General features: G+C 73.1%; 24 protein-coding genes. 12 read left to right on the top strand and 12 right to left on the bottom strand.

What is annotated here, in order from left to right:
- Window positions 1-310: 310 nt before the first annotated feature.
- A complete protein-coding gene (locus tag ACFSHS_RS19890) occupies window positions 311-2530 on the bottom strand; it encodes a RecQ family ATP-dependent DNA helicase (protein ID WP_376879917.1) in 2220 nt (739 codons plus the stop codon).
- A gap of 79 nt (window positions 2531-2609) precedes the next feature.
- On the opposite strand from ACFSHS_RS19890, the gene ACFSHS_RS19885 reads away from it, so the two are divergent.
- From ACFSHS_RS19885 to bar, 3 genes are read left to right on the top strand one after another with little or no spacing between them, the layout of a single operon-like run.
- Window positions 2610-3428 (top strand): PHP domain-containing protein, encoded by an 819-nt coding sequence (locus ACFSHS_RS19885; protein WP_376879914.1) that lies wholly within the window; start codon window positions 2610-2612, stop codon window positions 3426-3428.
- Between the two features lie 59 nt (window positions 3429-3487).
- Complete coding sequence (locus ACFSHS_RS19880; RefSeq protein ID WP_376879912.1) at window positions 3488-4441, top strand: carbamate kinase; 954 nt, start codon at window positions 3488-3490, stop codon at window positions 4439-4441.
- A gap of 33 nt (window positions 4442-4474) precedes the next feature.
- Window positions 4475-5578 carry a barbiturase gene (gene bar / locus ACFSHS_RS19875; protein ID WP_376879910.1) on the top strand — a complete coding sequence of 368 codons (1104 nt, stop codon included), beginning with the start codon at window positions 4475-4477 and terminating at the stop codon, window positions 5576-5578.
- Between the two features lie 73 nt (window positions 5579-5651).
- On the opposite strand, the gene ACFSHS_RS19870 is transcribed toward bar, so the two are convergent.
- Complete coding sequence (locus tag ACFSHS_RS19870) at window positions 5652-7244, bottom strand: signal peptidase I (RefSeq protein WP_376879908.1); 1593 nt, start codon at window positions 7242-7244, stop codon at window positions 5652-5654.
- 65 nt (window positions 7245-7309) lie between these two features.
- Entirely contained in the window at window positions 7310-7702 is a 393-nt protein-coding gene (locus ACFSHS_RS19865) for a hypothetical protein (RefSeq protein ID WP_376879906.1), read from the bottom strand.
- A 491-nt stretch (window positions 7703-8193) separates the two neighbouring features.
- On the opposite strand from ACFSHS_RS19865, the gene ACFSHS_RS19860 reads away from it, so the two are divergent.
- Entirely contained in the window at window positions 8194-9291 is a 1098-nt protein-coding gene (locus tag ACFSHS_RS19860) for a PP2C family protein-serine/threonine phosphatase (RefSeq protein ID WP_376879903.1), read from the top strand.
- Between the two features lie 7 nt (window positions 9292-9298).
- Here the strand turns inward: ACFSHS_RS19860 and ACFSHS_RS19855 are convergent, their stop codons facing one another.
- From ACFSHS_RS19855 to ACFSHS_RS19845, 3 genes are read right to left on the bottom strand one after another with little or no spacing between them, the layout of a single operon-like run.
- Window positions 9299-9844, bottom strand: coding sequence for an RNA 2'-phosphotransferase (locus ACFSHS_RS19855; RefSeq protein ID WP_376879901.1), 546 nt, complete (start codon window positions 9842-9844; stop codon window positions 9299-9301).
- Between the two features lie 34 nt (window positions 9845-9878).
- Window positions 9879-11297, bottom strand: coding sequence for a YlbE family protein (locus ACFSHS_RS19850; protein WP_376879898.1), 1419 nt, complete (start codon window positions 11295-11297; stop codon window positions 9879-9881).
- Window positions 11294-12826, bottom strand: a complete 1533-nt coding sequence (locus ACFSHS_RS19845; protein WP_376879896.1) for an FdrA family protein — start codon at window positions 12824-12826, stop codon at window positions 11294-11296. Before ACFSHS_RS19845 ends, ACFSHS_RS19850 begins: the two co-directional genes overlap by 4 nt.
- A gap of 261 nt (window positions 12827-13087) precedes the next feature.
- Here ACFSHS_RS19845 and ACFSHS_RS19840 point away from each other — a divergent pair, with 261 nt between their 5' ends.
- The 5 genes from ACFSHS_RS19840 (at window position 13088) to ACFSHS_RS19820 (ending at window position 19210) form a co-directional block, all read left to right on the top strand.
- Window positions 13088-14584: a uracil-xanthine permease family protein gene (locus ACFSHS_RS19840; protein ID WP_376879894.1), complete on the top strand. Its 1497-nt coding sequence runs from the start codon at window positions 13088-13090 to the stop codon at window positions 14582-14584.
- The gene (locus ACFSHS_RS19835) at window positions 14581-15474 is read left to right on the top strand and encodes an FAD binding domain-containing protein (RefSeq protein WP_376879891.1); all 894 of its coding nucleotides are present in this window, start codon (window positions 14581-14583) and stop codon (window positions 15472-15474) included. Before ACFSHS_RS19840 ends, ACFSHS_RS19835 begins: the two co-directional genes overlap by 4 nt.
- 73 nt (window positions 15475-15547) lie before the next feature.
- Window positions 15548-16063: a (2Fe-2S)-binding protein gene (locus tag ACFSHS_RS19830; RefSeq protein ID WP_376879889.1), complete on the top strand. Its 516-nt coding sequence runs from the start codon at window positions 15548-15550 to the stop codon at window positions 16061-16063.
- Between the two features lie 70 nt (window positions 16064-16133).
- Window positions 16134-18554: an aerobic carbon-monoxide dehydrogenase large subunit gene (cutA, locus tag ACFSHS_RS19825; RefSeq protein ID WP_376879887.1), complete on the top strand. Its 2421-nt coding sequence runs from the start codon at window positions 16134-16136 to the stop codon at window positions 18552-18554.
- Window positions 18551-19210, top strand: coding sequence for an SRPBCC family protein (locus tag ACFSHS_RS19820; protein ID WP_376879885.1), 660 nt, complete (start codon window positions 18551-18553; stop codon window positions 19208-19210). The genes cutA and ACFSHS_RS19820 overlap by 4 nt, the downstream gene beginning before the upstream one ends.
- A gap of 33 nt (window positions 19211-19243) precedes the next feature.
- Here the strand turns inward: ACFSHS_RS19820 and ACFSHS_RS19815 are convergent, their stop codons facing one another.
- Window positions 19244-19726 (bottom strand): SRPBCC family protein, encoded by a 483-nt coding sequence (locus ACFSHS_RS19815; protein WP_376879883.1) that lies wholly within the window; start codon window positions 19724-19726, stop codon window positions 19244-19246.
- Between the two features lie 91 nt (window positions 19727-19817).
- Between ACFSHS_RS19815 and ACFSHS_RS19810 the strand changes: the two genes are divergently transcribed.
- The gene (locus ACFSHS_RS19810; protein ID WP_376879880.1) at window positions 19818-20336 is read left to right on the top strand and encodes a winged helix-turn-helix transcriptional regulator; all 519 of its coding nucleotides are present in this window, start codon (window positions 19818-19820) and stop codon (window positions 20334-20336) included.
- Here the strand turns inward: ACFSHS_RS19810 and ACFSHS_RS19805 are convergent.
- From ACFSHS_RS19805 to ACFSHS_RS19795, 3 genes are all read right to left on the bottom strand, one after another.
- Complete coding sequence (locus tag ACFSHS_RS19805) at window positions 20333-21301, bottom strand: oxidoreductase (RefSeq protein WP_376879878.1); 969 nt, start codon at window positions 21299-21301, stop codon at window positions 20333-20335. The two genes, ACFSHS_RS19810 and ACFSHS_RS19805, sit on opposite strands and share 4 nt — an antisense overlap.
- 63 nt (window positions 21302-21364) lie before the next feature.
- The gene (locus ACFSHS_RS19800) at window positions 21365-21919 is read right to left on the bottom strand and encodes a hypothetical protein (protein WP_376879875.1); all 555 of its coding nucleotides are present in this window, start codon (window positions 21917-21919) and stop codon (window positions 21365-21367) included.
- Between the two features lie 58 nt (window positions 21920-21977).
- Window positions 21978-23105 carry a serine hydrolase domain-containing protein gene (locus ACFSHS_RS19795; RefSeq protein ID WP_376879872.1) on the bottom strand — a complete coding sequence of 376 codons (1128 nt, stop codon included), beginning with the start codon at window positions 23103-23105 and terminating at the stop codon, window positions 21978-21980.
- Between the two features lie 154 nt (window positions 23106-23259).
- Between ACFSHS_RS19795 and ACFSHS_RS19790 the strand changes: the two genes are divergently transcribed.
- Together ACFSHS_RS19790 and ACFSHS_RS19785 are read left to right on the top strand one after the other, a co-directional pair.
- The gene (locus ACFSHS_RS19790; protein ID WP_376879870.1) at window positions 23260-23904 is read left to right on the top strand and encodes an NAD(P)-dependent oxidoreductase; all 645 of its coding nucleotides are present in this window, start codon (window positions 23260-23262) and stop codon (window positions 23902-23904) included.
- A 66-nt stretch (window positions 23905-23970) separates the two neighbouring features.
- Window positions 23971-24801, top strand: a complete 831-nt coding sequence (locus ACFSHS_RS19785) for an SDR family oxidoreductase (RefSeq protein ID WP_376879867.1) — start codon at window positions 23971-23973, stop codon at window positions 24799-24801.
- Window positions 24802-24847: 46 nt separating this feature from the next.
- Here ACFSHS_RS19785 and ACFSHS_RS19780 read toward each other — a convergent pair whose 3' ends face one another.
- Window positions 24848-25603, bottom strand: coding sequence for an SDR family oxidoreductase (locus tag ACFSHS_RS19780; RefSeq protein WP_376879865.1), 756 nt, complete (start codon window positions 25601-25603; stop codon window positions 24848-24850).
- A 2-nt stretch (window positions 25604-25605) separates the two neighbouring features.
- On the bottom strand, window positions 25606-26016 hold the full coding sequence (locus ACFSHS_RS19775; protein ID WP_376879863.1) for a DUF4345 domain-containing protein: 411 nt from the start codon (window positions 26014-26016) through the stop codon (window positions 25606-25608).
- Between the last annotated feature and the right edge of the window lie 57 nt (window positions 26017-26073).

Below are 26073 nucleotides of genomic sequence, written 5' to 3'. Positions count from 1 at the left end.
ACATCGACGGTTGAGCCGGCCCCGTCCGCAAGGTCGCCACGCGCGTGCGAGTCGTGAGGGGAACAGACTCCTTCTCCATGCCGGCACGCTACTCCAGGGTTTCGCACATGTGTGCGAAAAGCTGTGGAGAACGCCTCGTCCCCGGCGTCCGACACGCGCCTGCGCGCGGTCAGCAGGGGTCCCGCCGGGAGTCCTGCCCTCAGCCGGCGACGCGTGGGTGGGGCGCTCCCACGGCGGAGGGCAGCGAGACCCCGCCGCAAGGCCGGTGCGGGCGTGCGGGCGGCGAGGAGGACGCTGCTCGCCGACGTCGTCAGGCGGTGAGCGCGAGCGCGAAGGGCAGCACCGCCGCGGCGCCGGCCCGGCGCAGCTCCCGTCCGGCGACGGTCATCGTCCACCGGGAGTCCGCGAGGTCGTCGACGAGGAGGATGGGCGCGGAGCCTGCCTCCGGCAGCCGGTCCCGCAGGTCAGGACTCACGACGATGCGATCCCACACCGCGGCGAGCCGGAAGGCGCTGTTGCCGCCGGGCTGCCCGGTGGGGCCACCGTGCCGCAACGACAGCTCCCCGAGATAGGGCAGCCGTCCCAGGCGGGCCAGTCCCTGCGCCAGGCCGGTCACCAGCTGGGGCCGGCGGCGGGACGGTATGGCGACCACGGCACCGGGCCGTGCGCTCCAGTCCCATGCGGCCAGCACCCGCGCGCAGGCCTTCAGGAGTTCCTCGTCGGGTGGCACGTCGGAGACCGATCGCCGGACCGGGACGTCGAAGGCGGCGTCCGGGTCCTCCTCGAGCCCGGGTGCCTCCAGGTCGACCACGCCGCCGACGCCGTCGTCCCCCAGCAGGCCGCGCAGGCGCTGGCCCCAGCCGAGGTCGGTGAGCCGGGCGACGGCCCGGCCGGTCTCGAGCTGCTCGGACGGGGCGATCTTGCCCTTCACGTCGACGCCGAGCCGGTCGGCACCGGTCGGCCACATCGCCCTCGGGGCCAGCTCGACGCCGGGGCGGTCGAGGGCGGCGGAGGCCGCCTCGGCCGCGGCCTCGGGGACCTCGGTCGCGTACCAGGGGCCGGCGCAGACGTCGCAGCGACCGCAGGGCGCCGCCGTCGGGTCGTCGAGGGCTTCCTGGAGGAAGGCCATCCGGCACCCGGCCTCGTCGACGGATCGGGCATAGGCGATCATCGAGCGCTGCTCGGCCTCGCGGGTGCGCGAGACGCGGGCGTACCGGTCGCCGTCGTAGACCCACGGTCGCCCGGTGGAGCGCCAGCCGCCCTGGACCCGCTCCACGGCGCCGTCGACCGCGAGCACCTTGAGGAGCAGCTCCAGGCGGGACCGGCGGACGTCGGCGACCGTCTCGAGCCGCGCCACCGACCACGCCTTGCCGTCGGCCATCGCGGAGAGGACGGCCGCTGCATGGTCCTCCCGCGGCATGGAGGAGGTGGCGAACCACTGCCAGATGGCGAGGTCCTCCGGGCCCGGCAGCAGCAGGACGTCGGCGTGCTCGACGGCGCGGCCGGCGCGACCCACCTGCTGGTAGTAGCTGACCGGCGACGACGGCGCCCCGAGGTGGACGACGAAGCCGAGGTCCGGCTTGTCGAAACCCATGCCGAGAGCGGACGTGGCCACCAGGGCCTTCACCCGGTTGTTCCGGAGCGCCTCCTCGGCGTCCTTGCGGTCTGCGTCGTCCAGCCGGCCGGTGTAGGCGCGGACCTCGTGCCCGGCGTCGCGGAGGAGGTTCGCCGTCTCCTCGGCCGCCGCCACGGTGAGCGTGTAGACGATGCCGCTGCCCGGCAGGTCGCCGAGGTGCGCCGCCAGCCAGGCCAGGCGCGCCCGGTCGGAGGGCAGCCGCAGCACCCCCAGCCGCAGGGAGTCGCGGGAGAGCGGGCCCCGGACCGTCGTCACCTCGACCCCACCGGCGCCCAGCTGCTCGGCGACGTCGGCGACGACGCGCTCGTTCGCGGTCGCGGTGGTCGCGAGCACCGGCGTCCCGGCCGGGAGGGTGCCCAGCAGGTCGCGGATGCGGCGGTAGTCGGGCCGGAAGTCGTGCCCCCAGTCGGAGACGCAGTGCGCCTCGTCGACGACGACCAGGCCGCACCGGGCGACGAGCCCCGGCAGCTGCTCCTCGCGGAACCGCGGATTGGTCAGCCGCTCCGGGGAGACGAGCAGGACGTCGACGTCGTCGGCGGCCAGGCGGGCGGCGATGTCGTCCCACTCCGTCATGTTGGCGCTGGAGATCTCGACCGCCCGGATGCCGGCGCGGGCCGCCGCGGAGACCTGGTCGCGCATCAGGGCGAGCAGCGGGCTCACGAGCAGGGTCGGACCCTTGCCCCGGCGGCGGAGCAGGGCCGTGGAGACGAAGTAGACGGCGGACTTGCCCCACCCCGTCCGCTGCACGACCAGCGCCCGTTCCGAGCGCTCGACCAGCGCGGAGACCGCGGCGTCCTGCCCTTCGCGGAAGACCGCGTCCGGGCGCCCGGTCAGCTCGCGGAGGACGGCGAGCGCCTCCTCTGTGATCTCCGACGGCGGTGCAGCGGTGCTCATGACCACGACAGTAGGCAGCTCGTCCGACGGAACCGGCCACCGAGCGGGGCGTGTGGACGACGGGAGAGAATCCACGGTGATGCGACCACCGGACAACCACGTGCACACCAGGTGGTCGTGGGACACCTCGGACTCCTCGACGATGCGGCGTGCCTGCGAGCGGGCCGTGGCCCTCGGCCTGCCGTCGATCGCCTTCACCGAGCACCTGGACTTCACCGTCTGGGATCCCGACGATCGCGCGACCGACGAGGGCCTGGTCGAACGGCACGCGTCCCGGCACGCCGAGATCGACGCGGAGGGCTACTTCGCCGAGCTGGCCGACGTGCGGGAGCGATTTCCCCAGCTGCGGATCCTGTCGGGGGTCGAGACCGGCGAGCCGCACCTGTTCTCGGCCAGCGTGGCCGCCTACCTGCGGAACGCTCCGGTCGACCGGGTGCTGGGTTCGCTGCACTCCCTGGCGAAGGACGGCCGGCTCTACGGCGTCGGCCATCTGCTCTGGGACGACGCGGACGGGACCATGCGCCGGTACCTCGGCGAACTCGTCGACATGATCGAGACCAGCGACGTCTTCCAGGTGCTCGCGCACGTCGACTTCCCGCGTCGCTACTGGCCCGGCGGCACCCATCGCTACGTCGAGAAGACCTACGAGGAGGAGTACCGCGCGGTGTTCCGGGCGCTGGCGGCCACGGGGCGGGCGCTCGAGGTGAACACCAGCAGCCCGCTGGCGTCGGTCGACCAGGTGCGGTGGTTCCACGAGGAGGGCGGCGAGGCGGTCAGCTTCGGCAGCGACGCGCACCAGCCCACCGCCGTGGGGCAGCACTTCGACGTCGCCGTCGACGTCGTGGAGGCGGCCGGTTTCCGGCCCGGACGGGACCGCTTCGACTTCTGGCGCCGCTGAACCGTCCCACCACCGAGGAGTACTTCACCGCTAAGGCATCTCCCGCTAGGGTTCCGGAGGTGACGTCCCGCCGCGTGGTGATCGCCCTGGGTGGCAACGCCATGACCGGCCCGGACGGCTCGGCGACCCCCGACGCCCAGCGGGACGCGATCCGCGAGGCGGCCGGCCACGTCGCCGAGGTCGTCGCGGCGGGGTTCGAGGTCGTGCTCACGCACGGCAACGGCCCGCAGGTGGGCAACCTGCTGGTGAAGAACGAGCTGGCCGCCCACGTGGTGCCGCCCGTGCCGTTGGACTGGTGCGTCGCCCAGACCCAGGCGACGATCGGGTTCACCCTGACCGACGAGCTGGACGCCGCCCTCGCCGCGCGCGGCCTGCCGCAGCGCACCGCGGGCCTGGTGACCCGAACGCTCGTCGACGCCGGCGACCCGGGTTTCCGGGAGCCGTCCAAGCCGGTCGGCCGCTACCTGCCCCGCGAGGAGGCGGAGCGGTTCATCGCCCTCGGGCAGGTCTGGGAGGACCGCGGTGAGCGCGGCTGGCGGCGGGTGGTCGCCTCACCGGAGCCGAGGTCGGTCGTCGACTCCCCCGCCATCCACGCGCTGGCCGCCGCCGGCTTCGTGGTGGTCTGCGCCGGCGGCGGGGGCATCCCGGTGACCGACGACGGCCGGGACGGCGTGGGCCTCCGCGGGCTCGAGGCCGTCGTCGACAAGGACCTCACCGCCGCGATCCTGGCCCGCGAGCTGGACGCGGACACCCTCGTGATCGCGACGGACGTCTCGAACGTGATGGTCGGCTTCGGCACCCCTGCCGCCCGCCCGCTGGGCCGGGTCACCGTCGCGGAGATGCGGGACCACGCGGCGGCGGGGCAGTTCGCCCGCGGCAGCATGGGCCCCAAGGTCGAGGCCGCCCTGCGTTTCGTGGAGGGTGGCGGATCCCGCGCCGTCGTCACGTCCCTCGAGCACATCGCCGACGCCGTCGCCGACGGCGCCGGCACCGGCACCGTCCTCACCCGCTGATCGCCCGACCCGCACTCCGACGAAAGGGAGCCGATGCCCGCACCGATCGAGGTCCGCAAGGTCCCGCTGCACCACGTCAGCGACGCCTCCGAGCTCGCCAAACTCATCGACGACAAGGTCATCGAGGCCGACCGCGTCGTCGCCGTCATCGGCAAGACCGAGGGCAACGGCGGGATCAACGACTACACGCGGATCATCGCCGACCGCGCGTTCCGCGAGGTCCTGGTGGAGAAGGGCAGCCGACCGATGGAGGAGGTCAAGCAGATCCCCATCGTGTGGTCCGGCGGCACCGACGGCGTCATCAGCCCGCACGCCACGATCTTCGCGACACTGCCCGAGGACGCCGTCCAGAAGACCGACGAGCCGCGGCTGACGGTGGGCTACGCGATGAGCGACGTCCTGCTGCCGGAGGACATCGGCCGCCTGACCATGGTCGAGAAGGTGGCCGAGGGGGTGCGGCGGGCCATGGAGGCGGCCGGGATCACCGACCCGGCCGACGTCCACTACGTGCAGACCAAGACCCCGCTGCTGACCATCGAGACCATCCGCGACGCCCGGGAGCGCGGGAAGACGACGTACATGAACGAGCCGCACGGCTCGATGGACCTGTCGAACGGCACGACGGCCCTGGGCATCGCGGTGGCGCTGGGCGAGATCGAGATGCCGACCCAGGAGCAGGTCATGCACGACCTGTCGCTGTACAGCTCGGTGGCGTCGTGCTCGTCGGGCGTGGAGCTGGACCGGGCGCAGATCGTGGTCGTCGGCAATGCCCGGGGGCACGGCGGCGACTACCGCGTCGGGCACTCGGTGATGAAGGACGCGCTCGACCAGGACGGCGTCTGGGAGGCGATCCGCGACGCCGGACTGGACCTGCCCGAGCGGCCCCACTGGACCGACCTCGGCGACCGGCTGGTCAACGTCTTCCTCAAGTGCGAGGCCGACCCGAGCGGCAAGGTGCGCGGCCGGCGCAACGCCATGCTCGACGACTCCGACGTCTCGTGGCACCGCCAGATCAAGGCCTGCGTGGGCGGCGTGACGGCCTCGGTGACCGGTGATCCGGCGGTGTTCGTGTCGGTGGCCGCGGTGCACCAGGGTCCGTCGGGCGGCGGCCCCGTGGCCGCGATCGTCAAGGCGTAGGCCTCCGCGGGCACGACTGCGGGGGAGCAGCGGTCCGGACGGCGATCCGGGACCCTGCTTCCCCGGGTCGGCGTCAGGCCAGGCGGCCCAGGAACGGGCGAGGCGTGGTCAGCGGGCGCAGCTCCGTCGTCCGCGCGACGGGGGACGACCGGACCACGTAGCGGTAGGTGGTCTCGCCGTCCCGGACGGCGAAGGTCGATCCGCGCGGACCCTCGTGGTGCAGCACCAGGCCGTCGAGCCGCTCGGCCACCCGGGCGAGGGCGTCGGCGTCGGACAGATCGACCGTCGTCGTTCCCGGCGTGAACCGGCTGACCTCCAGGATGCGGCCGGCGTGGCGGGCGCGCAGGACGTCGGCCTCGCTGCCGCGGACCGGCTGCCCGACCCAGGCCGACAGTGCCAGCGTCACCAGCGCGACGACCAGGACCGCACCCGCAGCCAGGCGCGCCGTTCCGATCGACAGCGAGACGCCGCCCAGGGCGAATTCGCGCGGGACGAGCTCCTCGGTGGTCACGGTCGTCTCGCCCGTGGTCGCGAGCGAGGACGCGTCGGTCGCCAGCCGCAGGGCCGTGTCGTCCAGGGTGAAGTCGAGTGCGTCGGGTGAGGAAGCCGTGAACGGCACGGCATCGACCGTGCCGGCGGCCTCGACCGTGCCGGCGGCCTCGACCACCGGGACGACGGTGACGGTCGCGCCGCTGCCGGCGGCGCCGATCTCCTCGTAGTGCTGCTCGGCCAGGGCCGCGGCCGCGCTCGGGTCGAGCGCGACGGATGCGGTCGCGCTGCCGTCGACCAGCGGGGCCTCGGGACCCATGGTCAGCAGCGCGCTCCAGCCGTCGGGGGCGCTGACCACGACGTCCAGGCGGACGGTCCCGGCGACGGCGGTGGCCCCGGTGACGACGTCCTCGAAGGAGACGGTCAGCCCGTCGGTGAGCTTGGTCCACACCGGGTCGCCGGTCTCGATCACGCCGGTCGGGTAGGTGGTGCCCTGCGCCGCGGCACCGGTGTAGGAGAACCGGCCTTGCTGGGTCACCTGCAGGGTCTGCTCGTCGATCCGGGTGTCGGGCACGAGCAGCAGCGCGGCCCCGCCGGCGGCGGCGAGTACGGCGGCGACACCGGAGCCGAGCGCCACCTGGCGGGCGCGGAGCCGGCCGGCGGTGGAGAAGGCGGAGGGACGGCGGCCGTCGCGACGGCGCGACCGCGTGGGGGTCCCACGGGGCCTGCGGACGACCGTGAGCAGGATCGTGACGGCGGCCATGGCGACGAGGACGAGGACCGAGGGCGAGCGGAGGGCGGCGATCGCCTTCCCGCCCTGGGGGACGTGCAGCCAGAGCCGCCCGATGAGCTGGTCGGCCGCCGGCCGCTCCTCGTCGAGCCAGGAGTTGTTGTCGCCCTGCAGGACGAAGCCGTCGGCGTCGCCGTCCACGATGCGGTGCATCACCGTGGTGTCCAGGTCGTCGCTGTCGTACGCGACGATGTCGCCGACGCGGTAGTCGGCGGCCGGTCGCAGGATCGCCAGGTCGCCGGCGGTGAAGCCGGGCTCCATGCTCGTGCCGAAGGTGCTCACGTAGGCCGTGGAGCCTCCCAGCCCGGTGGGCAGGAAGAACCACACGGCGGCGAGCAGCAGCACGGCGGCGCCGCTGAGGCGGGCGATCCTGGCGTAGGTGGTCATGGTGGTTCACCGGTCGGGGTGGAGCGGCCTCGGCGGCCGCTCCACCCCGGACCCAGTGGCGTCCGTCAGTCGAGGACCGTGAGGCCGACGAAGTTGAACGAGTCGAAGTCGGGGTGCGTGCTCGACGCGTCGCAGACGATGTCCATCGTCCCCAGGTTGTAGGCCCCGGTCGTGTCGCACGTGAACGTGCCGATCACGGTGGTGCCCTGCTTCAGGGTGAGCGACGCGGTCTTGCCACCCACGTTGGTGCTCGAGTTGAAGGTGACGCTGCCGACGTCGGTGTTGTCCGCCGTGTAGGGCAGGAAGTCGATGTCCGTCACGGTGGCACCGGTGACCGAGGTCTGGCCGTAACCGGCGACCGTGGTCGAGGGCATCACGTTCGCGGCGGTGAAGGCGGAGCCGGTGACGGCCGCACCGGCGACCGCGATCCCGGTGAGGACGACATGAGACCTGCGCATTGCCGTTGTTCCCGTCTCTCGTGGCCCAGCATCCGCCCGGGTGCTTTCACCCGTTCAAGCGACGACTGCGCCGAATCATTGACAACCGTCCCATCGGCAACACCCGTCACTTCCTTGACGAACTTCCTGCACTGATTCCAGGAATGGCCGCGCCGCGCCGTGCACCCGCGTCTGCGTCCTCACCTGCGGCGATGCGGCGCTGCATCCGGGAGCGGGCGCGAAGCGCCGCATTCCCATCGGCCGCCGGCCGACGCCGGGCCGATGCACCGGCGCCTGGGGGACCGGTTCCCCGGCGTTCTCGGTCGGGTGATCCCAGGACCTCCCCGACGGCCCGGTGCATGTGCAATGAATGCATTGCTGTCCCCGGGACCGACCGTGGCGGAACGGTCATCGGCAGGCCCCGCGAGCCGACCCCGTGGACCCGACGGCCTGATCTACGGTGAGTGCCGGCCGCAGCCCGGCCGGATACGCGGCCGGACGAGGAGTTCCCGGTGAGCTGGTCAGGTCGCACTCGGCACGCGCTGCCGGCGGGCGTCCTGGCCGTCGTGTCCACCGTGGACCTCGTCGTCGGCCGGGAGCAGACCGTGCTCGGCCTCCTGGCCATCGCGCCCCTGACCGCGGCCGCGACGCTGGGCAGGCGGGCGACCGCGACCTACGGCGTGGTGGCCCTGGCCGACGCCCTGCTCCTGGGCGTCTACGCCGGGCAGTACACGAGCGAGACCATCGTCGCGCAGCTGACGCGCCTGTTCGCCGTCGTTCTCGCCACGACCGTGGCGGTGCTCGCAGCGACCCTCCGCCTGTACCACGAGGAGGAGCTCGCCCGGCTCAGCGCCCAGGCGGCGCTCAGCCGCGCCGTCGTCCGGACCGCCGAGACCCTGCAGCGGCACCTGCTGGGCAAGCCGCCGCGCGTGCCGCACCTGGAGACCGCGGTGCGCTACCAGCCGGCCAGCCGGAACGCCCAGGTCGGCGGCGACTGGTACGACCTGTTCGCCCTGCCGGACGGGGGCACGATGCTGGTGATCGGCGACGTGGCCGGTCACGACGCCCCCGCAGCGGCGGTCATGGCGCAGACGCGTGGCATGCTCCGCGGCGTCGCCCAGTCCGTGGACGGCTCCCCCGCTGCGGTGCTGGGCGCGCTGGACCGTGCGTTCGCCACCCTCCAGGTCGACACCCTGGTGACCGTCGCCGTCGCGCGGGTGGACCAGGTCCCCGCCGACGGAGCGGGACGGGCGGCGGTCAGGCTGCGGTGGTCCAACGCCGGTCACCCGCCCCCGGTCCTGGTCTGCGCCGACGGGACGACGATCCTGCTGGAACGCCGGCCCGATCCGCTCCTCGGCGTCCTGGCCACGGCCGTACGGACCGATCACGAGGTGCCGCTGGCGCCCGGCGACACGGTGCTGTTCTACACCGACGGGCTCGTCGAACGGCGCACGACGCTGCTGGACGAGGGCACCGCGTGGCTGCTGGGGACGTTGCGGCGGATCGGCCCGGAGCCGCTCGACCGCCTCTGCGACGACCTGCTGCGGGAGATCGGCGGGCAGGTCGACGACGACGTCGCTCTCCTCGCCGTGCGCGTGCCGCTGACCTGACCGGTGCTCAGGTGGCGACGACGGCCAGGTATCCCGGCGGAACCGCGTCGACGAGCCAGACGCCGTTGGCCGATCGGCTGAACTGCGCCCCGTCGCCCGCGAGACGCGCGGCGTCGACCCGGAGGACCACGGGGCGGCCTCGTCGTCCGCCGACGGTGCGGGCGGTTCCGACGTCCGCGCTCAGGTGGACCGCGTGGCGGCGTCCCGGCCGCAGGCCGTCGGCGAGGATCGCCGGCAGGAACCGCTCCACGGTGCCGTGGAAGAGCTCCGCGGGCGGGTCGGCCGTCTCGTAGCCGAGGTCGACGGCGACGCTGTGCCCCTGGCTGGCACGGATCCGGGTGCCGCTCTCGTCGAAGGCGAAGCGCTGCTTGTCGTTGCTCGCCACCACCTCGTCGAGCTGGGTTCGGGTCAGCCGGAGCCCGTGCGCGGCCAAGGCGGCCAGCAGGTCGTCGACGTCCACCCAGCCGGCCGCGTCGAGTGCGATGCCGATGCATCCCGGGTGGTGGCGGAGCACGTAGGACAGGCGCTTGCTGGTCCGGACGACGTCCACCACGCCTCCAGGATGGCCGATCCGGCAGACCAGCGACTCAGGCGGCGCGGGCGTCCTCGGCGAGGGCGGCGAGCGCGTTCTCGAAGCACACCTGCGGTGGCTGCACGAGCCCGGCGCCGACCTGGCCGGTGCCGGCGATGCGCCCGGCCATGCCGGTGTTGATCTGCGGCAGCCAGCCGGTGCGCGCCACCTTGAGGACGTCGATGCCGGTCGGCGAGCCGCGGAATCCCAGGATCGGGATGGCCATCGCCGGGTTCTCCGCGAGCGTGAGCTGGTACATCCGCTCGGTCGTCGCCAGCGCGTCGGGGACGGTGCCGCCCACGAAGCGGACGATCGCCGGAGCCGCGGCCATCGAGAAGCCACCCACGCCGTAGGTCTCCATGATCGCGGAGTCGCCGATGTCGGGGTTGGCGTCGTCGGGGCCGTAGTTGCCCAGGAACAGCCCCACCGGCGTGTTGGCCGGCCCGGTGAACCAGCGGTCGCCGGTGCCGGCCGTCTGGATGCCGAACTCGGTGCCGTTGCGGGACATCACGGTGACCATCGACGAGCCGGGGACGTCGCGGGCGGCGTCCATCGCCAGCTTCGCCGTCGGCATGCCGAGGTTGAGGAAGAAGTGCTCGTTGCCGCCGATGAACCTGAGGACGGCAGCGATGTCGGACGACGGGGCGTCGGTGGAGACGATGGCCGGCGAGAGGTCGCGCAGGGTCATCAGCGAGCCGGCGCGGTTGCGGTTGTGCCCCTCGTCGCCCATCTGCAGCATCTGGGCGAGGACGCCCTTCACGTCGAGCGGGTCGTTGCCGGCGTCGATCGAGCCCCGCACGGCCTTCGACAGGACCGGGCCCAGCACGTCGCGCATCCACGCCAGCCGGGTCTGCACCTGCGCGTCGAAGGCGCCCATCCGCAGCACCTTGCCAAGGCCCTCGTTGAGGTTGCAGAACGCCTGGCCGCCGTGGACCGGGTCGCGCAGGCACCACATCCACATCGACGGGCTGGTGACCCCGGCCATCGGGCCGACCGTGCGGTGGTGGTGACAGGGCTCGAGCGTGATCGCGCCCGAGGAGAGCAGGATCTCGGCCTCCTCCACGTCAGAGGCCCAGCCCTCGAACAGGCAGGCGCCGATCAGCGCGCCTCGCATGGGGCCGGAGGCCGCCTCCCAGGTCAGCGGCGGGCCGGAGTGCAGCAGGGTCCGGTCCGCGAGGCCGATGACCTCGCGGGCCGGGCGGACGTCGACCAGCTGCGAGCCGGCCGCCAGGATCCGTTCCACGGCCACCCGGTTGGCGGCGTCGCGGCGCCGGTCCAGCGCCAGTGCCGCGAGGTCGGCCGGGTCACCGAAGCCCGGCGGGCGCCAGTCGACGTCGTGCACCGCGGCGCCCTGGGCGCGCAGCGCGTCGGAGAAGACGGCTGCGCCCGCGGCGACGATGGCCGGCGGCGCGGAGAGCAGCCCGCCCAGGGTCATGAGGACGCTCCCAGCAGGTCGAGGGCGTACCGCGTGGCGGCGGCGTTGGAGGCGAAGACGGCCGCACCGGCGGCGGCGAGGGCGTCGGCCTGCCGGCTCCAGCTCTGCGGATCGCCCTCGGTGCCGACCAGCGCGATCACCACCGGCAGCGGACCGGCGCGGCGCGCGGCGGTGAGCGCCGGCACCAGCGAGTACGCCGGGTCCGGGTCGGCACCGTGGCCGAGGACCACGTCCATCAGCAGCACGGCCGGCTCGCGTCGTGCCGCGAGGTTGCTGATGGCCTCCAGCCGAAGGGTCGGGTCGATCATCGGGTGCGCGCGGCCCACGGTGAGGGCGTCGTCGCCGAAGTCGATGACGACGTGGCCCGGGGCGGACAGGTGCTGGGCGGATCCGTCGAAGGCGAGGTCGAGCTCGGGCCGCAGCGGGGTGTTGGAGCGGATGTCACCGAGCGCGGGGCCGGCCAGCAGCATCGCCTCGTCGGCGAGCGTGCCGCCGGAGTAGAAGCCCTTGAGCGCGGCGCCGGGCACCGCGGACTCGGCCGGCCCGGGGCGGGACGGCCACACCGGGACGTCGAACCCCATGTCGGTCAGCAGGCCCTCGACGGCGGCGGTCAGGTCGGGGCTCTCCGGCGAGAGGACGGCGGACCGCACCGGCACCGACAGCCGCCCGGCGGCATCCGCGACGGCGGCGGCCACGGACGGCGCCGGCGGCTTGGAGACCAGCAGGATCCGCTCGGTCACCGGGTCGGCGTCCAGGGCGGCGAGCGCGTCGAGCGTGGCCAGGCCGCCGACGGCCTCGGACAGGTCGCGCCCGCCGACACCGAGGACGTGGGAGACGCCGACGCCGGCCATGTCCAGCAGGCAGGAGATCTGCTGGGCACCGGTGCCGGAGGCGGCGACGAGGCCCACCGGACCGGGCCGGACGACGTTGGCGAAGCCGAGGGCGACCCCGGAGACGATCGCGGTGCCGCAGTCGGGGCCCATCACCAGGACGCCGGCGTCGTGCGCGGCCCGCTTCAGCGCGACCTCGTGCTCGACGGGCACGCCGTCGGAGAAGACAAGCACGCTGCGACCGGCCGCGATGGCGTCGGCCGCCTCGGCGACGGCGTACGGGCCGGGAACGCTCACGATCGCCAGGGCGGGGCCCTCGGCGCCCAGTTCGGCGAGGCCCGCACCGATCGTGCGCCGGGGGATCGCCTGGGCGCTGCCGGTCGAGCGCTCCCGCTCGGCGAGGGCGGCGTCGACGGCGGCCAGGGCTGCTGCCAGCGCGGCGTCGTCCTCGGCGCGGACCGCGATCAGCAGCTGCTCGGGGGAGGCCTCCCCCTCCGGAGCCAGCCCCATCGTCGCCGCCAGCTCCAGGTTGAGCGGCGTCGCCATGGCGACGAGGACGGCGGTGACGCCGTCCCTGGCCGCGACGTCGCGGCTGACCTGCATCAGCCGGACCGAGTCGGCGTAGACGCCGGACCGGAGGGAGACCGACCGCACCCCGGCCGTGGCCGAAGCGACTCCTGGGGGCGCTGAGGCGGTCACCGTTCCTCCTCGCTGACGCTCGTCGGACAGCGACCGCTGCGGTGCCGTGCCCTCGGCGGGCTCGCCAGCCCGCCCGCGCTGAGGACCGTACCGACAGATGCCTCAGCGGTGAAGTTTCGGCATCTGGATGCAATAACGATTTAGCACTGAGGTACTTCCGCCGCGTCGTGGCCCGTGACACATTGGCGCCTCCCGGTGGCCGCAACTCGGCGTTGACCGGCACTGATCCGGGTCGGAAGTGCACCTCGAGGAGGCACTCAGATGGCGTTCGGCTGGAAGCTCTACGGGGACGGGAAGACGCCGCCGCTGGGCGAGGCGGTAGCGCCCGACGAGCGCTTGTCGTGGCCGCGGACCGTCGGCATCGGCGCGCAGCACGTGGTGGCCATGTTCGGCGCGACCTTCGTCTTCCCCATCATCATGGGGCTGGACCCCAACCTCGCGATCATGATGAGCGGCGTCGCGACGATCGTCTTCCTGCTCATCGTGAAGAACCGGGTCCCGAGCTACCTGGGCACCAGCGCCTCGTTCGTCGGCGGTGTCGCCGCGATCCGCGCCGGCGGGGGTGACTCCAGCGACGTCGTCGGCGCGATCCTGATCGCCGGTGTCGTCCTGGCGCTCGTCGGCCTGCTGATCCACTTCGCCGGCCTGGAGGTGATCAACAAGGTGCTGCCCCCGGCCGTGACCGGTGCGGTGGTCATGCTGATCGGCTTCAACCTGGCCCCGGTGGCCGCCGGCATCTACTGGCCACAGGACCAGTGGGTGGCGCTGGCCACGATGACCTTCGTCATCGTGTGCTCGCTCGCCCTGCGCGGCTTCCTCGCCCGCATCTCGGTCCTGCTGGGCCTGATCTTCGGCTACCTGCTGTCGGTCCTGCTCGACGTCACCGCCGGGCAGATCACCTCGCCGGACGGAACCGGTGAGGTGACCACCCGCGACCGGATCAACTTCGACACCGTCGGTGACGCCGACTGGTTCGGGCTGCCGGACTTCATCGCCCCGAGCTTCTCGCTGAACTTCAGTCTGCTCGTGATCCCCGCGGTCATCGCGCTGGTCGCGGAGAACGTCGGCCACGTGAAGGCGGTCGCCGAGATGACCAAGCGCGACCTCGACCCGGTCATGGGCCGCGCCGTCTTCGCCGACGGCGTCGGCACGGTGCTCGCCACCTCGGTCGGTGGCTCCCCGACGACCACCTACGCGGAGAACATCGGCGTCATGGCCGCCACCCGCGTCTACTCGACGGCGGCGTACTACGTGGCCGCGGTCGTGGCGATCCTGCTGGGCCTGGTGCCCAAGTTCGGCGCGCTCATCAACATCGTCCCCGGGGGTGTGCTCGGCGGGATCACCGTCGTCCTCTACGGGATGATCGGCCTGCTCGGCGCCAAGATCTGGAAGGAGAACCGGGTCGACTTCGCCAACCCGATCAACCTGGTCCCCCTCGCGGCGGGGATCATCATCGGGATCGGCAACGTCACCCTGCAGTTCACCGAGGATTTCTCACTGAACGGCATCGCGCTCGGCTCGATCGTCGCCGTCGTCGCCTGGCACCTCGCCCGGGCGCTGGCGCCGGCGGACATGAAGGCGGCGCTGCTGCGCGAGGGCACGCACCCGGCGGCCGCGTCGTCCCTCGGCCACCACGGCGGCCCGGCGGGCGGCTACGCCGACGAGCAGGGCGGCACGGACCCGTCCTCGGTGGACGAGGTCGGCCGCCCGGGAGTTCCCGGTGGCCGGACACCGGGAGAGGGCCCGCTCAACCGGTGAAACCAGCTCCCTTCCGCTACGCCGACCCCGGCACCCTCGAGGAGGCCGTCGCGGTCCTCGCCGACGAGGGTGCGGGCGCCAAGGTGCTCGCCGGTGGTCAGTCGCTGCTCCCGCTGCTCTCCATGCGGCTCGCGGCGCCGACCACGCTGGTGGACATCAACCGGGTGCCCGGCCTCGACGCCCTCGAGGTCACCGGGGACGGCGTGCGGGTGGGTGCGCTGGTCCGGCACAACGATCTGCTCGGGGGCCACCCCGATGCCATGGCCGCCGCCCGGGTCCAGCCGCTGCTGGCCCGGGCGACGGCGCACGTCGCCCACCCGGCCATCCGCAACCGGGGCACCACCGTCGGCTCCATCGCGCACGCCGACCCCTCCGGCGAGATGACCTCGGTCCTCGCGCTCACCGACGGCTCCGTCACGGTCGCCACGCCCTCCGGGACCCGCACCGTCGAGTGGCGCGACCTGTTCGTCGGCCCGCTGGAGACCTCGCTGCACGGACCGGAGGTCGTCACCGCCGCCTTCTTCCCCGCGCTCCCCGAGCGCTCGGGCACCGCGTTCGCCGAGGTCGCCCGGCGCAGGGGCGACTACGCGGTCTGCGGTGCGGGCGTCGTCGTCAGCCTGGACGCCGACCGCCGGGTCGCCGCCGTCCGCGCCTCCTACGTCTCCGTGGGGCTGACCCCCGAGGTGCACGACCTGACCGAGGCCGTCGCCGGCAAGCCGGTCGACAGCGCCGACTGGGCAGCGGCCGGCGCGCTCGCGCGCACCCTGGTCGACCCGGACACCGACATCCACGCCAGCGCGGACTACCGGCGCCTGCTGGTCGGCGTCCTCACCGAACGGACGCTGGCGTCGGCCGCCGCCGAAGCCGCCGCGAGGGTGACGGGCTCGTGAGCATCGCAGGGAGCGCCAGCGACCGAGGAGCGGAGCGAGCCCGGAACCGAGCCATCGACAGGGGGAGGACCGCATGAGCGTCGACACCGAGCGGACGGTCACCGTCACCGTGAACGGTGTTCCACGTGAAGCGACCGTGCCGGTGCGCCGGCTGCTCTCGGACGCGCTGCGCCACGACCTCGGCCTGACCGGCACGCACGTGGGGTGCGAGCACGGCGTCTGCGGGGCCTGCACCGTGCTGGTGGACGGCGACCCGGTGCGCTCCTGCCTGATGCTCGCCGTCCAGGTGGACGGGCGCTCGGTCACGACCGTGGAGGGCCTGGCACGCGCCGACCACCAGGGCGGCCAGGTGCTGCACCCGGTGCAGGAGGCCTTCCGCGAGTGCCACGCGCTGCAGTGCGGCTTCTGCACACCCGGGTTCCTGATGACGATCGCCGCGGGCCTGGAGAAGCGGGACCCGGCGGCGGAGTTGACCGAGGAGGAGGTCGACGACCTCGTCGGCGGCAACCTCTGCCGGTGCACGGGCTACGCCAACATCAAGAAGGCCGTGCACACCGCCGCGGCGGCGATGAAGGACGGCCCCCGATGACGCTTCCGGTACCGAAAGCCGCGCCGTCCCCCGCAGCTTTCTGTACCGAAAGCCGAAAGGGGGGACGGCGGTGACCACGAAGCTGTTCGGTGAGCCGGTCCGCCGGCGGGAGGACGCCCGCCTGATCACCGGCAAGGGCCGCTACCTCGACGACATCGGGCACACCGCCCTGGCCGCCGCCTTCGTCCGCAGCCCGCACGCCCACGCGCGCATCGTCGACATCGACGTCGAGGCGGCGCTCGACGTCGAGGGCCTCGTCGCCATCTACACCTACGAGGACCTGACCGGCCCGATGGCCGAGCCGCTGCCGGTGCTCATCCCCCATCCGCAGATGCACGCCCCGCGCACCGGCTATCCCCTGGCCAAGGGGGTGGTGCGGCACGTCGGCGAGCCGGTCGTCATGGTGGTGGCGACCGACCGGTACGTCGCCGAGGACGCCGCCGAGCGGATCGTCGTCACCTACGAGGAGCTGCCGGTCGTGGTCGGCGTCGACGCCGCGCGCGAGGCGAAGGCCGCCGTGCACGACGACGTCCCGGACAACGTGGCCGCCCGGCACCACCAGGAGACCGGCGACGTGGAGCCCGCCCTCGCCGCGTCGCCGCACACGCTGACCTTCACGCAGTACATCGAGCGCAGCGCCTCCATGCCGATGGAGGGCAAGGGCGTGCACGCGCGGTGGGACGCCGACGACGGGTCGCTGCGGGTCTACACCAGCACCCAGGCGTCGACGTCGGTGCGCGCGGCGATCGCGGCGAAGCTGGAGCTGTCCCTGGACAAGGTCGAGGTGATCGCGCCGGACGTCGGCGGCGGCTTCGGCGTGAAGATCGTGCACCCGTGGCCGGAGGAGCTGCTGGTGCCGATGGCCGCCATCGCCCTGCAGGCCGAGGTGAAGTGGTCGGAGGACCGCCGCGAGCACTTCATCTCCTCGGCGCACGAGCGTCAGCAGCGGCAGGAGATCACCGTCGGGTACGACGACGAGGGCCGGCTCACCGCGCTGGACGTGCACATCTGGCACGACAACGGCGCGTACACGCCCTACGGGATCATCGTGCCGATCGTGACGGCGACCCAGCTCGTCGGGCCGTACGGGATCCCGGTGTACCGGGTGGTCGTCGAGAGCGTCTACACGAACACCGTGATCGTGACGCCGTACCGCGGTGCCGGTCGGCCGCAGGGCTGCTACGCGATGGAACGGACCATGGACCGGATCGCCGACCACCTGGGCCTCGACCGGGCCGTGGTCCGGGAGCGGAACCTGATCCGGCCCGACCAGTTCCCCTACGACCAGCACCTGACGTTCCAGGACGGCCGGCCGGTCATCTACGACTCGGGCGACTACCCGGGGCTGATGCGCAAGCTCAAGGACCTCGTCGGCTGGGACTCGGTGGACGCCCTGCGGGCGGACGCCGAGGCGCGCGGCAAGCTGCTCGGCGTCGGCATGGCGATGTACGTGGAGGGCACCGGGCCGGGCCCGTACGAGGGCGGCCACGTGCAGGTGCTCGGCAGCGGCAAGGTGCTGGTCTCCACCGGGCTGACGTCGCAGGGCCAGGGCCACGAGACGGCGTTCGCGCAGATCGTCGCCTCCGAGCTCGGGGTGCCGATCGAGGACGTCGAGGTGACCACGGGCGACACCCGGCGCTTCGGCTACGCCGTCGGCACCTTCGCGTCGCGGGCCGCGGTGATGAGCGGCAACGCGATCGCGCTGGCGGCCCGGGGGGTGCGGGAGAAGGCGCTGCGGATCGCCGCCGATGTCCTGGAGGCCGCGCCGGAGGACCTGGAGATCGACCAGGGCCTCGTCACGGTGCGCGGGGTGCCGGGCGCCTCGATCCCGCTGCGCACGGTCGCGGTGCTGTCGAACCCGCTGCGGTACGCGTTCGACGAGGCGGCCAAGCAGGCGACCCAGTTCGCGACGCACGACGACACCAGGCCGCCGGTCGCGGAGGGCGACGCCCCCGGCCTGGAGCACCGCGACTACTACTCGCCGATCCGGTCGACGTTCGCCTCCGGCGCCCACGCGGCGATCGTGGAGATCGACCCGGAGACGTGGGAGATCGACGTCGTGAAGTACGCCGTCGTGCACGACTGCGGCAACGTGGTGAACCCGATGATCGTCGAGGGCCAGGTGCACGGCGGCGTCGCGCAGGGCGTGGGCGGGGCGCTGTACGAGCGGATGGTCTACGACGGCGACGGCCAGCTGCAGAACGCCTCCTTCATGGACTTCCTGATGCCGTACGCGTCCGAGGTGCCGGACGTGGTCATCGACCACCAGCAGACTCCCTCGCCGCTGAACCCGCTGGGCATCAAGGGCGCCGGCGAGGCCGGCGTCATCCCGGGGACGGCGGCCATCGCCTCGGCGATCGAGGACGCGGTGGGACGCCGGGTCACGTCGATGCCGATCTCGCCGACCGAGCTGTACGACCTGGTGCGATCCCCTGACTCGGAGATGACCGCGACGGCCGCGCGCCGGGCGGGGACTGGAGCGATGGCGTGAACCTCGACGGCTCTGCGGTGCTGCACGCCGATCCCGATCGCGTGTGGTCGGTGATCACCGATCCCGTCGTGCTGGCGCGGACCATCCCGGGCTGCGAGTCGCTCGAGCAGACCGGCGAGGACGAGTACCGGATGAACGTGTCGGTGGGCGTGGGGGCGATCCGCGGCACGTATGCCGGCGAGGTCCGGCTGACCGACCAGCACCGGCCGAAGTCGTACGTGATGCACGCGTCGGGCGCGGGTGCGCCGGGCCAGGTGAGGGCGACGGTGACCATCGACCTGGAGCCCGACGGCGACCGGACGGTGCTGACCTACTCGGCCGACGCCGTCGTCGGTGGCCCGGTGGCCGGGGTGGGACAGCGGATGATCGCCGGTGTCGCCAAGCGGATGGCGGGCCAGTTCTTCCAGGCCATCGACGACGAGCTGACCGGTGCCGCGGTGCCGGTCGCAGTTGCGCCGTCCGCTGCCGCGGCGCCGGTCAGCGACGCCTCGCTCGTGGGCGGCGCTCAGCCTGCCCCGGCTGCGGGACGGACGTTCGCCGGCAGGGCGGCCGCCGCCCCGGCCGGCGACGTCCAGACGCTGCTCCTGGGCGCCGCCGGAGGCGCGGTGTTGACCCTGATCGGCGTCCTGGTCGGCTACCGCCTCGGCCGCCGCTGAAGCAGGCTAGCGCCCCTGCACGCCCTACTTCGGCTACCCGACCCGGGCTGCCTCTTCCCCCAGGCTCAGCGTGTCCGGGTCCGACGGCTTGCCCTCGCCCGTCGCGGCGAGACTCCGCAGGCTGTCCCCGACGTAGAAGCTCCACGCGTTCCGGCAGACGTCGAAGCACTCGTAGCTCGGCACGAGGCCGTCGTGGGTGAAGCGCAGCTCGGTGGCGCCGTCCTTCTCGGACAGCTCGAACCGGATCTCGGTTCCCTTCCACTCCCGCTGGTCGTCGATGAAGGTCATGTGGTTGTCGACGACCTGCCAGACGACCTTCTCGCCGGGCACCAGCTCCGTCACGCGCATCGCGCAGAAGTGCACGCCGGGCACGCGGTAGGAGAACTCGTCGCCGACGGCGCGGTTGTCGCCGTCCACCTTCGTCATCCACCAGCCGCGGACGTCGTTGATCGCGGCGAAGACCTCAGCCGGCGTGCGGTCGACCGAGAAGGACGTGGTGTAGCTCGACTTGCTCATGGCTCCTCCAGAGGCATGGGGACTTGCATGATGCAAGTCACTCTAGGGAGAGCCGCTTTCGTGATGCAAGCAGAGTGGCTACGATCGCCCCATGCTGGGCAGGACGTACGAGTCGGAGGTGTGCTCGATCGCGCGGGCGCTCGAGGTGGTGGGCGAACGCTGGAGCGTGCTCATCGTCCGCAACGCGCTGTTCGCCGGGTCCACGCGGTTCAGCGACTTCCAGCGCAGCCTCGGGATCGCGCCCAACATCCTCAAGACCCGCCTCGACGGCTTCGTCGACGCCGGCATCATGCGGCGCGAGCAGTACTCCGAGCAGCCCGAGCTGTACGAGTACCTGCTCACGGAGAAGGGGCGCGACCTGGCGCCGGCACTCATCGCGCTGACCGAGTGGGGTGACCGGTGGGCGGCTCCCGACGGGCCGCCGATCCTCTACCGCCACTCCACCTGCGGCTCGGAGGTCAGCCACCAGGTCCTGTGCGCGACGTGCGGCCGGGTGGACGACGCGGCCGAGGTGCAGGCGCTCCCCGGCCCGGGCATGCCTCCCGAGCGCGTCGCGCGCATGGAGGAGCGAGCGGCGAACCGACGGAGCAGCTCGCTGACGGGGCTTTAGACCGAGCTGCCGGCGTCGGGACGGTCAGTCCCCGAACCAGGCGACCGCACGTCCAGCCGCACGCTGGTCTCGCGCTCGGAGACCTGCCACAGGACGTCGATCTGCTTCTGCAGGTCCCACCGACGCAGGATCGGCCGCCGCACGGCCGGGCCGTGCGAGCCGTACCGCGGCGCGTAGAGTTCGCCACCACGGGCCCGCGGGTCGGTCGCCGCCCGCAACTGCGGCCGCGCCCCCTCCAGCGGCGTCATCCCCGACCGCGCCGTCAGCGCCTCGAAGAACGCCCCCGCCCAGCCGGCGCCACCCTCGCGCACCGACCGCGCCTGCAGATCGGTGTTCGACAGCCCCGGATGCGCGATCAAGCTGGCAGCCGACACCCCGGCCCGGGAGAACCGCTGCTGCAGCCCCAGGCCGAAGTGGTAGTTGGCCATCTTCGCCCGCGCGTACGCCCCCCACGCCCGGTACTTCCGCCGCATGTGCGGGTCGGCCGGATCCAGCGGCCCGCCCATGAACCGGGCCACGCTCGTCACGGTGACCACCCGCGCCGACGGCGCCCGCAGCAACGCGGGCAGGAGGTGCGCGGTGAATGCCCAGTGCCCCAGATGGTCGACCCCCAACTGCATCTCGAACCCGTCGGCCGTCGTCCGCTGCGGCATCGCCATGACCCCGGCGTTGTTCACCAGGATGTCGACGCGCTCGTGGCCCGCCAGGATCTTCCGCGCCGCGGCCGACACCACCGACAGGTCGCCCAGATCCAGCGGCACGACCTCCAGCGACGCCGACGGATACCGCTCCCTGATCCGCGTCTCTGCCGCCGCCGTCTTCGCCGGGTCACGGGCCGCGAGGACGACGTGCGCTCCGGCGCCGGCCAGTGCCGACGCCGTCTGGAACCCGAGCCCCCCGTTCGCCCCGGTCACCACCGCCGTCCGGCCGCTCAGGGAAGGGATGTCGATCTCGGTCCAGGCCATCTGCGCGTCGTATCCACCGCAGCCCCCGACCACGCCCGGTCGCCGTCCCAGGTCCCTAGACACCTAGCCGGCGGCGCGCGCCTCCGCCCGGATGGCGACGGCGGCGAGCAGCTCCCACCGGATGGCCGAGCTGCCCGGCCCGACGAGGATCCAGTAGCGGTCGAAGCGTCGCCGTGTCGCCGGATCGGTGGCCGCGACCCGGGTCTCGATGGACAAGTGCGTCCCCCCGACCGCCGGCGTGAGCCGGAACTCCATCCCGACCTTCACCCAGCCGGGCTCCGCCCACTCCCGCACCCCGGCCGCATCCAGGGTCGGGGGTCGCTCGCCACCGGAGAGCCGCCACGGCTGGAGCAGCCCACCGAACACCACGGCCGACGGAGGCTCGGAGGAGAGGACCGGCAGCGGGATGACGTCGAGGAAGGACTGGTCCAGCCCGCCGCGCCACTTCCTCGCCACCATCAGGGGAAGCGCGCGCACCCCGCCGAGCACCATGGTCACCGGCAACGACCGCAGCCGGACCGAGTGCAGCTCCTCCCACACCACCGAGCGCCGGGCATCGATCACCCGCGACTGCCTGGTGACGTGCTCGGGATGCGGCACGACGTCGTCGAGATCCATGCGCTCACTCTGCCGCGTTCCGGCGCCGGGGTCAGCGCCCTGCGAGCCGGGTGCGGGCTCAGCTCAGCGCGTCGTACACCGCCCGGACATAGGCCTCGCTGCGGACGGAGCCGAGGATCCCGGAGGCCATCCTGTTCATCACGTAGCTCACCGTCAGCCGGCGATCGAGGTCCATCACTACCAGCGATCCGCCCCAGCCGCCCCAGAAGAAGGTCCGGCCGGACGGCACGTACCGGACGACCGGCGACCCGAGGCAGAAGCCGATCCCGAACCGGAACGGCTCACCCAGCACCAGGTCCACGCCGTCGGACTGCTGGTCGAACACCAGGTCGATCGTCTTCGGCGAGAGCAGCCGCACGCCGCCGGCCGCACCGCCGAGGGACATCACCCGCATCACGTCCAGCACGCCTCGGGCGTTCGAGTGCCCGTTCAGCGCACCCAGGTCCGCCCGCCGCCACTCCGGTGAGTTCGCGGCCTGGACCGACGACTTCGGGCCGAGGGACGTCTTCCCACGCACCGACTGCGGGTCGAGGGGCGCCTCCTCCTCGGGCGGCGGCGCCACCACCGGCGCGATCCGTCCCCAGTCCGCCTCCCGTGCCCCCACCTGGAAGTCGGCTCCCAGCGGACCGGCGATCTCGTCGGCCACGAACTTCTTGAACGTCTTGTTCGTGATGCGGCGGATGACCTCGCCGACCAGGTGCCCCTGGTTCTTGGCGTGATAGCCCGACGCCGTCCCGGGCTCCCACCATGGCCGCTGCATGGCCAGCCGCTCCGTCGCCGACTCCCAGTCGTACATGTCCCGGATCGAGAAGGGTGTGTCCCAGCCGGAGACGCCCGACGTGTGCGACATCAGATGCCGGACCCGGATGTCCTTCTTGCCCTTGGCAGCGAACTCCGGCCAGTAGTCGGAGACCGGCGCGTGGACGTCGAGCTCACCGCGCTCCACGAGCACCAGAGCCGCCAGGTTCAGCACGCACTTCGTCGTCGACCAGACGTTGACGATGGTGTCGCGGGTCCACGGCGTCGTCCGCTCCGGGTCGCGGTAGCCGCCCCACAGGTCGACGACGGTCTTCCCGTCGAGGTCGACTGCGATCGACGCCCCCAGCTCGTCCCCGTCGAGGTGGCGCTCGAGTGCCTGCCGGACGGCCGAGAACCGGTCGTCGCAGCTGCCGTGGACCTCTGCCAAGCGGGCCTCCCCGTGCACCGCGACCTCGTTGTCGCCCCAGCAGGGATGAGACCACGAGCACGCGACGGGGGACAACGACCGGCCGTGATAGTGGAATGTTCAAGCACCTGGGTGAATTGTTCCGAGCAACTAACCACCGGAAGAGGCAGGGGACATGGCGCGGATCAGCGTGTTCGGCGGTACGGGCTACACCGGGAGCAACATCGTGGCCGAGGCGGTGCAGCGGGGTCACACGGTGACCTCGGTGAGCCGGAACGAGCCCGAGCAGCGGATCGACGGCGTCGACCACCTCGAGGGCTCCCTCCTGGACGCCGACACGCGGGAGAAGGCACTCGCCGGCGCCGATGTGGTCGTCGTGGCCGTCGCCCCGCGCGGCAACATGGCCGGATCGGTGCACCCCGGCATCACGGCGCTGGCCGCCGACGCCGAGCGGGCCGGCGTGCGCATCGGCGTCATCGGCGGCGCCGGGTCGCTGCACGTGACCGAGGGCGGTCCCCGGCTGTTCGACACCCCCGACTTCCCCGCCGAGTACCGACCGGAGAGCCTCGAGATGGCCGCCGCCCTCGACGACCTCCGGGCCGCCCCCGAGAGCCTCGACTGGTTCTACCTCTGCCCGCCCGCGGCCTTCGGCGGCTTCGCGCCCGGGAAGGCACGGGGCACCTACCGGGTCGGCGGCGACGTCCTCCTGACCGACGACGAGGGGAACTCCTTCATCGGTGGCGCCGACTTCGCCACCGCCGTCGTGGACGAGATCGAGCAGCCGGCCCACCGCCGGGCCCGCTTCACCGTCGCCTACTGAGCTCCGACCGCTGACCCGCACCCGACGGGCCGGAACACCGGCCGGGCCCGTCCGGTTGCGCAGGGCATGCCCAAGACCTGGTTCATCACCGGCGCGTCCCGCGGCTTCGGCCGCGAGTGGACGATCGCGGCCCTGGAGCGCGGCGACGCCGTCGCCGGCACCGCCCGCGACCCGAAGAGCCTCGACGACCTCGTCGCACGGTTCGGTGACGAGCTCCTGCCGATCCGGCTGGACGTGACCGACCGCGACGCCGTGTTCGCGGCGGTGCACCAGGCCCATGACCACTTCGGCGGCCTCGACGTCGTCGTCAACAACGCCGGCTACGGCCAGTTCGGCATGATCGAGGAGATCTCCGAGGCCGAGGCCCGCGCCCAGTTCGACACCAACGTCTTCGGCGCGCTGTTCGTCACCCAGGCCGCGCTGCCCTACCTCCGCACGCAGGGATCCGGCCACATCGTGCAGGTGAGCAGCATCGGCGGGATCAGCGCGTTCCCGAACATCGGCATCTACAACGCGTCGAAGTGGGCGCTGGAGGCGTTCAGCCAGTCCCTGGCCGCGGAGGTCGCCGACTTCGGCATCAGGGTCACCATCGTCGAGCCCGGCGCCTACTCCACCGACTGGGGCGGGGCCTCCGCCAAGCACGCCACCCCCGACCCGGCCTACGACGCCTTCCGCGAGAAGGCCGCCGAGGCGCGCCGGGCCCGCTCCAGCGATCCCGGCGACCCGGTCGCCACCCGTGCGGCGATCCTGACGGTGGTCGACGCCGAGGACCCGCCGCTGCGGATCTTCTTCGGCCGAGCACCGCTGCCCATCGCGACCAAGGACTACGAGTCCCGCCTGGCGACCTGGCGGGAGTGGCTGGACGTCTCCGTCGCCGCCCACGGACCCGCGGCCTGACGACCCGGCGCCCCAGCCTTCGGTACGGGGAGCTGCGGCGCCCCCCTCAGCTTTCCGTACCGGAAGCCGGGCGGGCGGCCAGGTGGTCCTCGAAGGAGATCCGGCCGAACGGCGGGCCCGGGACGAGGTGGTGGCCGGCCCGGTACCCGGAGACGACCTTGCCCGGCGCCCGCAGGGGCACGACGCGACGCCGGCTCCCCCGTGCGGCGGTCCACACGCGGGCCAGCTCCGGCAGCGGTCGCACGGCCGGCCCACCGATGTCGGGCACCCGGCCGGCCGGTGCCGCCCCCGCGAGCTCGACCAGCCGGCCGGCCACGTCGCCCGTGGCGATCGGCTGGACGTCGAACGCCGGCGCCAGGACGACGGGCAGCGGCCGCTGGACGGCGAACAGCTGCTCGACCAGGTCGTGGAACTGGGTCGCCCGCAGGATCGTGCACGGCACCCCCGAGCTCTCGACGATCCGCTCCACGTCCACCTTGTCGCGGTAGTAGCCCAGCGGGATGTCCTCGATCCCGACGATCGAGATCAGCACCAGGTGCTCGACGCCGGTCCGCCGGGCGGCGCCGACGAGGGTCCGGGCGATGGCGGGGTCCTTGCGCCGGCGACTCGTGGCCAGATGGACGACGACCGACGCGCCGGCGAGGGCGGGGTCGACGCCGTCGCCGGTCAGGAGGTCGCCGGTCACCAGCCCGGGACCCCCGTGCCGACTCAGCGCCCGCACCTCGTGCCCGGCCGCACGCAGCCGCGCGACGGTCGGCACACCGAGCGCGCCCGTCGCGCCGGTGACCAGGACCGTCGCCACGGTCACTGCCCCCCGGCCGACGACAGCACCAGCCGCTTCCGTGCCGTCAGCAGCAGCGGCGGCGCGAGCAGCTCGAACACGGTGAGCGCCTGGAACAGCGGGTGCGGCCGGCCGCTGGCCCGCATCGCGGCCACGCGGGCCAGCCCGCCCAGGAACGTCGTGGCACAGAGTGCCCGCACGCGTCCCTCGTCGAGGGCGGGATCGCGGGCCAGGGACAGGGCGGCCGGCCCCTGCGCCGCCCACCACACCGCGTAGAACCGCAGCACGCTGTCGTTGCTCGCCACCGTCGGCGCCCCGCCGGGGACGGCGGCCGGGCCGCGCAGCGCGACCGCGGTCCCCGTGCCCGTGGCCACGGCGCCCACGGCGACGAGCAGTCCCCGGATCAGCCGGGCCGACGGTCCCCGAGGCTCCATGCGTTGCTCCTATGTCAAGCCGCCTGCGGCAGGGCTGCCGCGGCGGTTCGGTCGGTG

Origin of the sequence: Blastococcus deserti (assembly GCF_042682525.1) — a bacterium.
GTDB classification, from domain to species: Bacteria; Actinomycetota; Actinomycetes; order Mycobacteriales; family Geodermatophilaceae; genus Blastococcus_B; species Blastococcus_B deserti.
Note: the sequence above shows the minus strand (reverse complement) of the source record. Positions and strands in the feature narration are given on the sequence as shown.

Excerpts from the sequence above, each read along its gene's own strand:
- bar (WP_376879910.1), top strand. The coding sequence starts at position 4,475 with ATGCCCGCACCGATCGAGGTCCGCAAGGTCCCGCTGCACCACGTCAGC.
- ACFSHS_RS19800 (WP_376879875.1), bottom strand. The coding sequence starts at position 21,919 with ATGGATCTCGACGACGTCGTGCCGCATCCCGAGCACGTCACCAGGCAG.
- ACFSHS_RS19890 (WP_376879917.1), bottom strand. The coding sequence starts at position 2,530 with ATGAGCACCGCTGCACCGCCGTCGGAGATCACAGAGGAGGCGCTCGCC.
- ACFSHS_RS19840 (WP_376879894.1), top strand. The coding sequence starts at position 13,088 with ATGGCGTTCGGCTGGAAGCTCTACGGGGACGGGAAGACGCCGCCGCTG.
- ACFSHS_RS19805 (WP_376879878.1), bottom strand. The coding sequence starts at position 21,301 with ATGGCCTGGACCGAGATCGACATCCCTTCCCTGAGCGGCCGGACGGCG.
- ACFSHS_RS19775 (WP_376879863.1), bottom strand. The coding sequence starts at position 26,016 with ATGGAGCCTCGGGGACCGTCGGCCCGGCTGATCCGGGGACTGCTCGTC.
- ACFSHS_RS19830 (WP_376879889.1), top strand. The coding sequence starts at position 15,548 with ATGAGCGTCGACACCGAGCGGACGGTCACCGTCACCGTGAACGGTGTT.
- ACFSHS_RS19815 (WP_376879883.1), bottom strand. The coding sequence starts at position 19,726 with ATGAGCAAGTCGAGCTACACCACGTCCTTCTCGGTCGACCGCACGCCG.
- ACFSHS_RS19870 (WP_376879908.1), bottom strand. The coding sequence starts at position 7,244 with ATGACCACCTACGCCAGGATCGCCCGCCTCAGCGGCGCCGCCGTGCTG.
- ACFSHS_RS19790 (WP_376879870.1), top strand. The coding sequence starts at position 23,260 with ATGGCGCGGATCAGCGTGTTCGGCGGTACGGGCTACACCGGGAGCAAC.
- ACFSHS_RS19785 (WP_376879867.1), top strand. The coding sequence starts at position 23,971 with ATGCCCAAGACCTGGTTCATCACCGGCGCGTCCCGCGGCTTCGGCCGC.
- ACFSHS_RS19865 (WP_376879906.1), bottom strand. The coding sequence starts at position 7,702 with ATGCGCAGGTCTCATGTCGTCCTCACCGGGATCGCGGTCGCCGGTGCG.
- ACFSHS_RS19810 (WP_376879880.1), top strand. The coding sequence starts at position 19,818 with ATGCTGGGCAGGACGTACGAGTCGGAGGTGTGCTCGATCGCGCGGGCG.
- ACFSHS_RS19885 (WP_376879914.1), top strand. The coding sequence starts at position 2,610 with ATGCGACCACCGGACAACCACGTGCACACCAGGTGGTCGTGGGACACC.
- ACFSHS_RS19850 (WP_376879898.1), bottom strand. The coding sequence starts at position 11,297 with ATGACCCTGGGCGGGCTGCTCTCCGCGCCGCCGGCCATCGTCGCCGCG.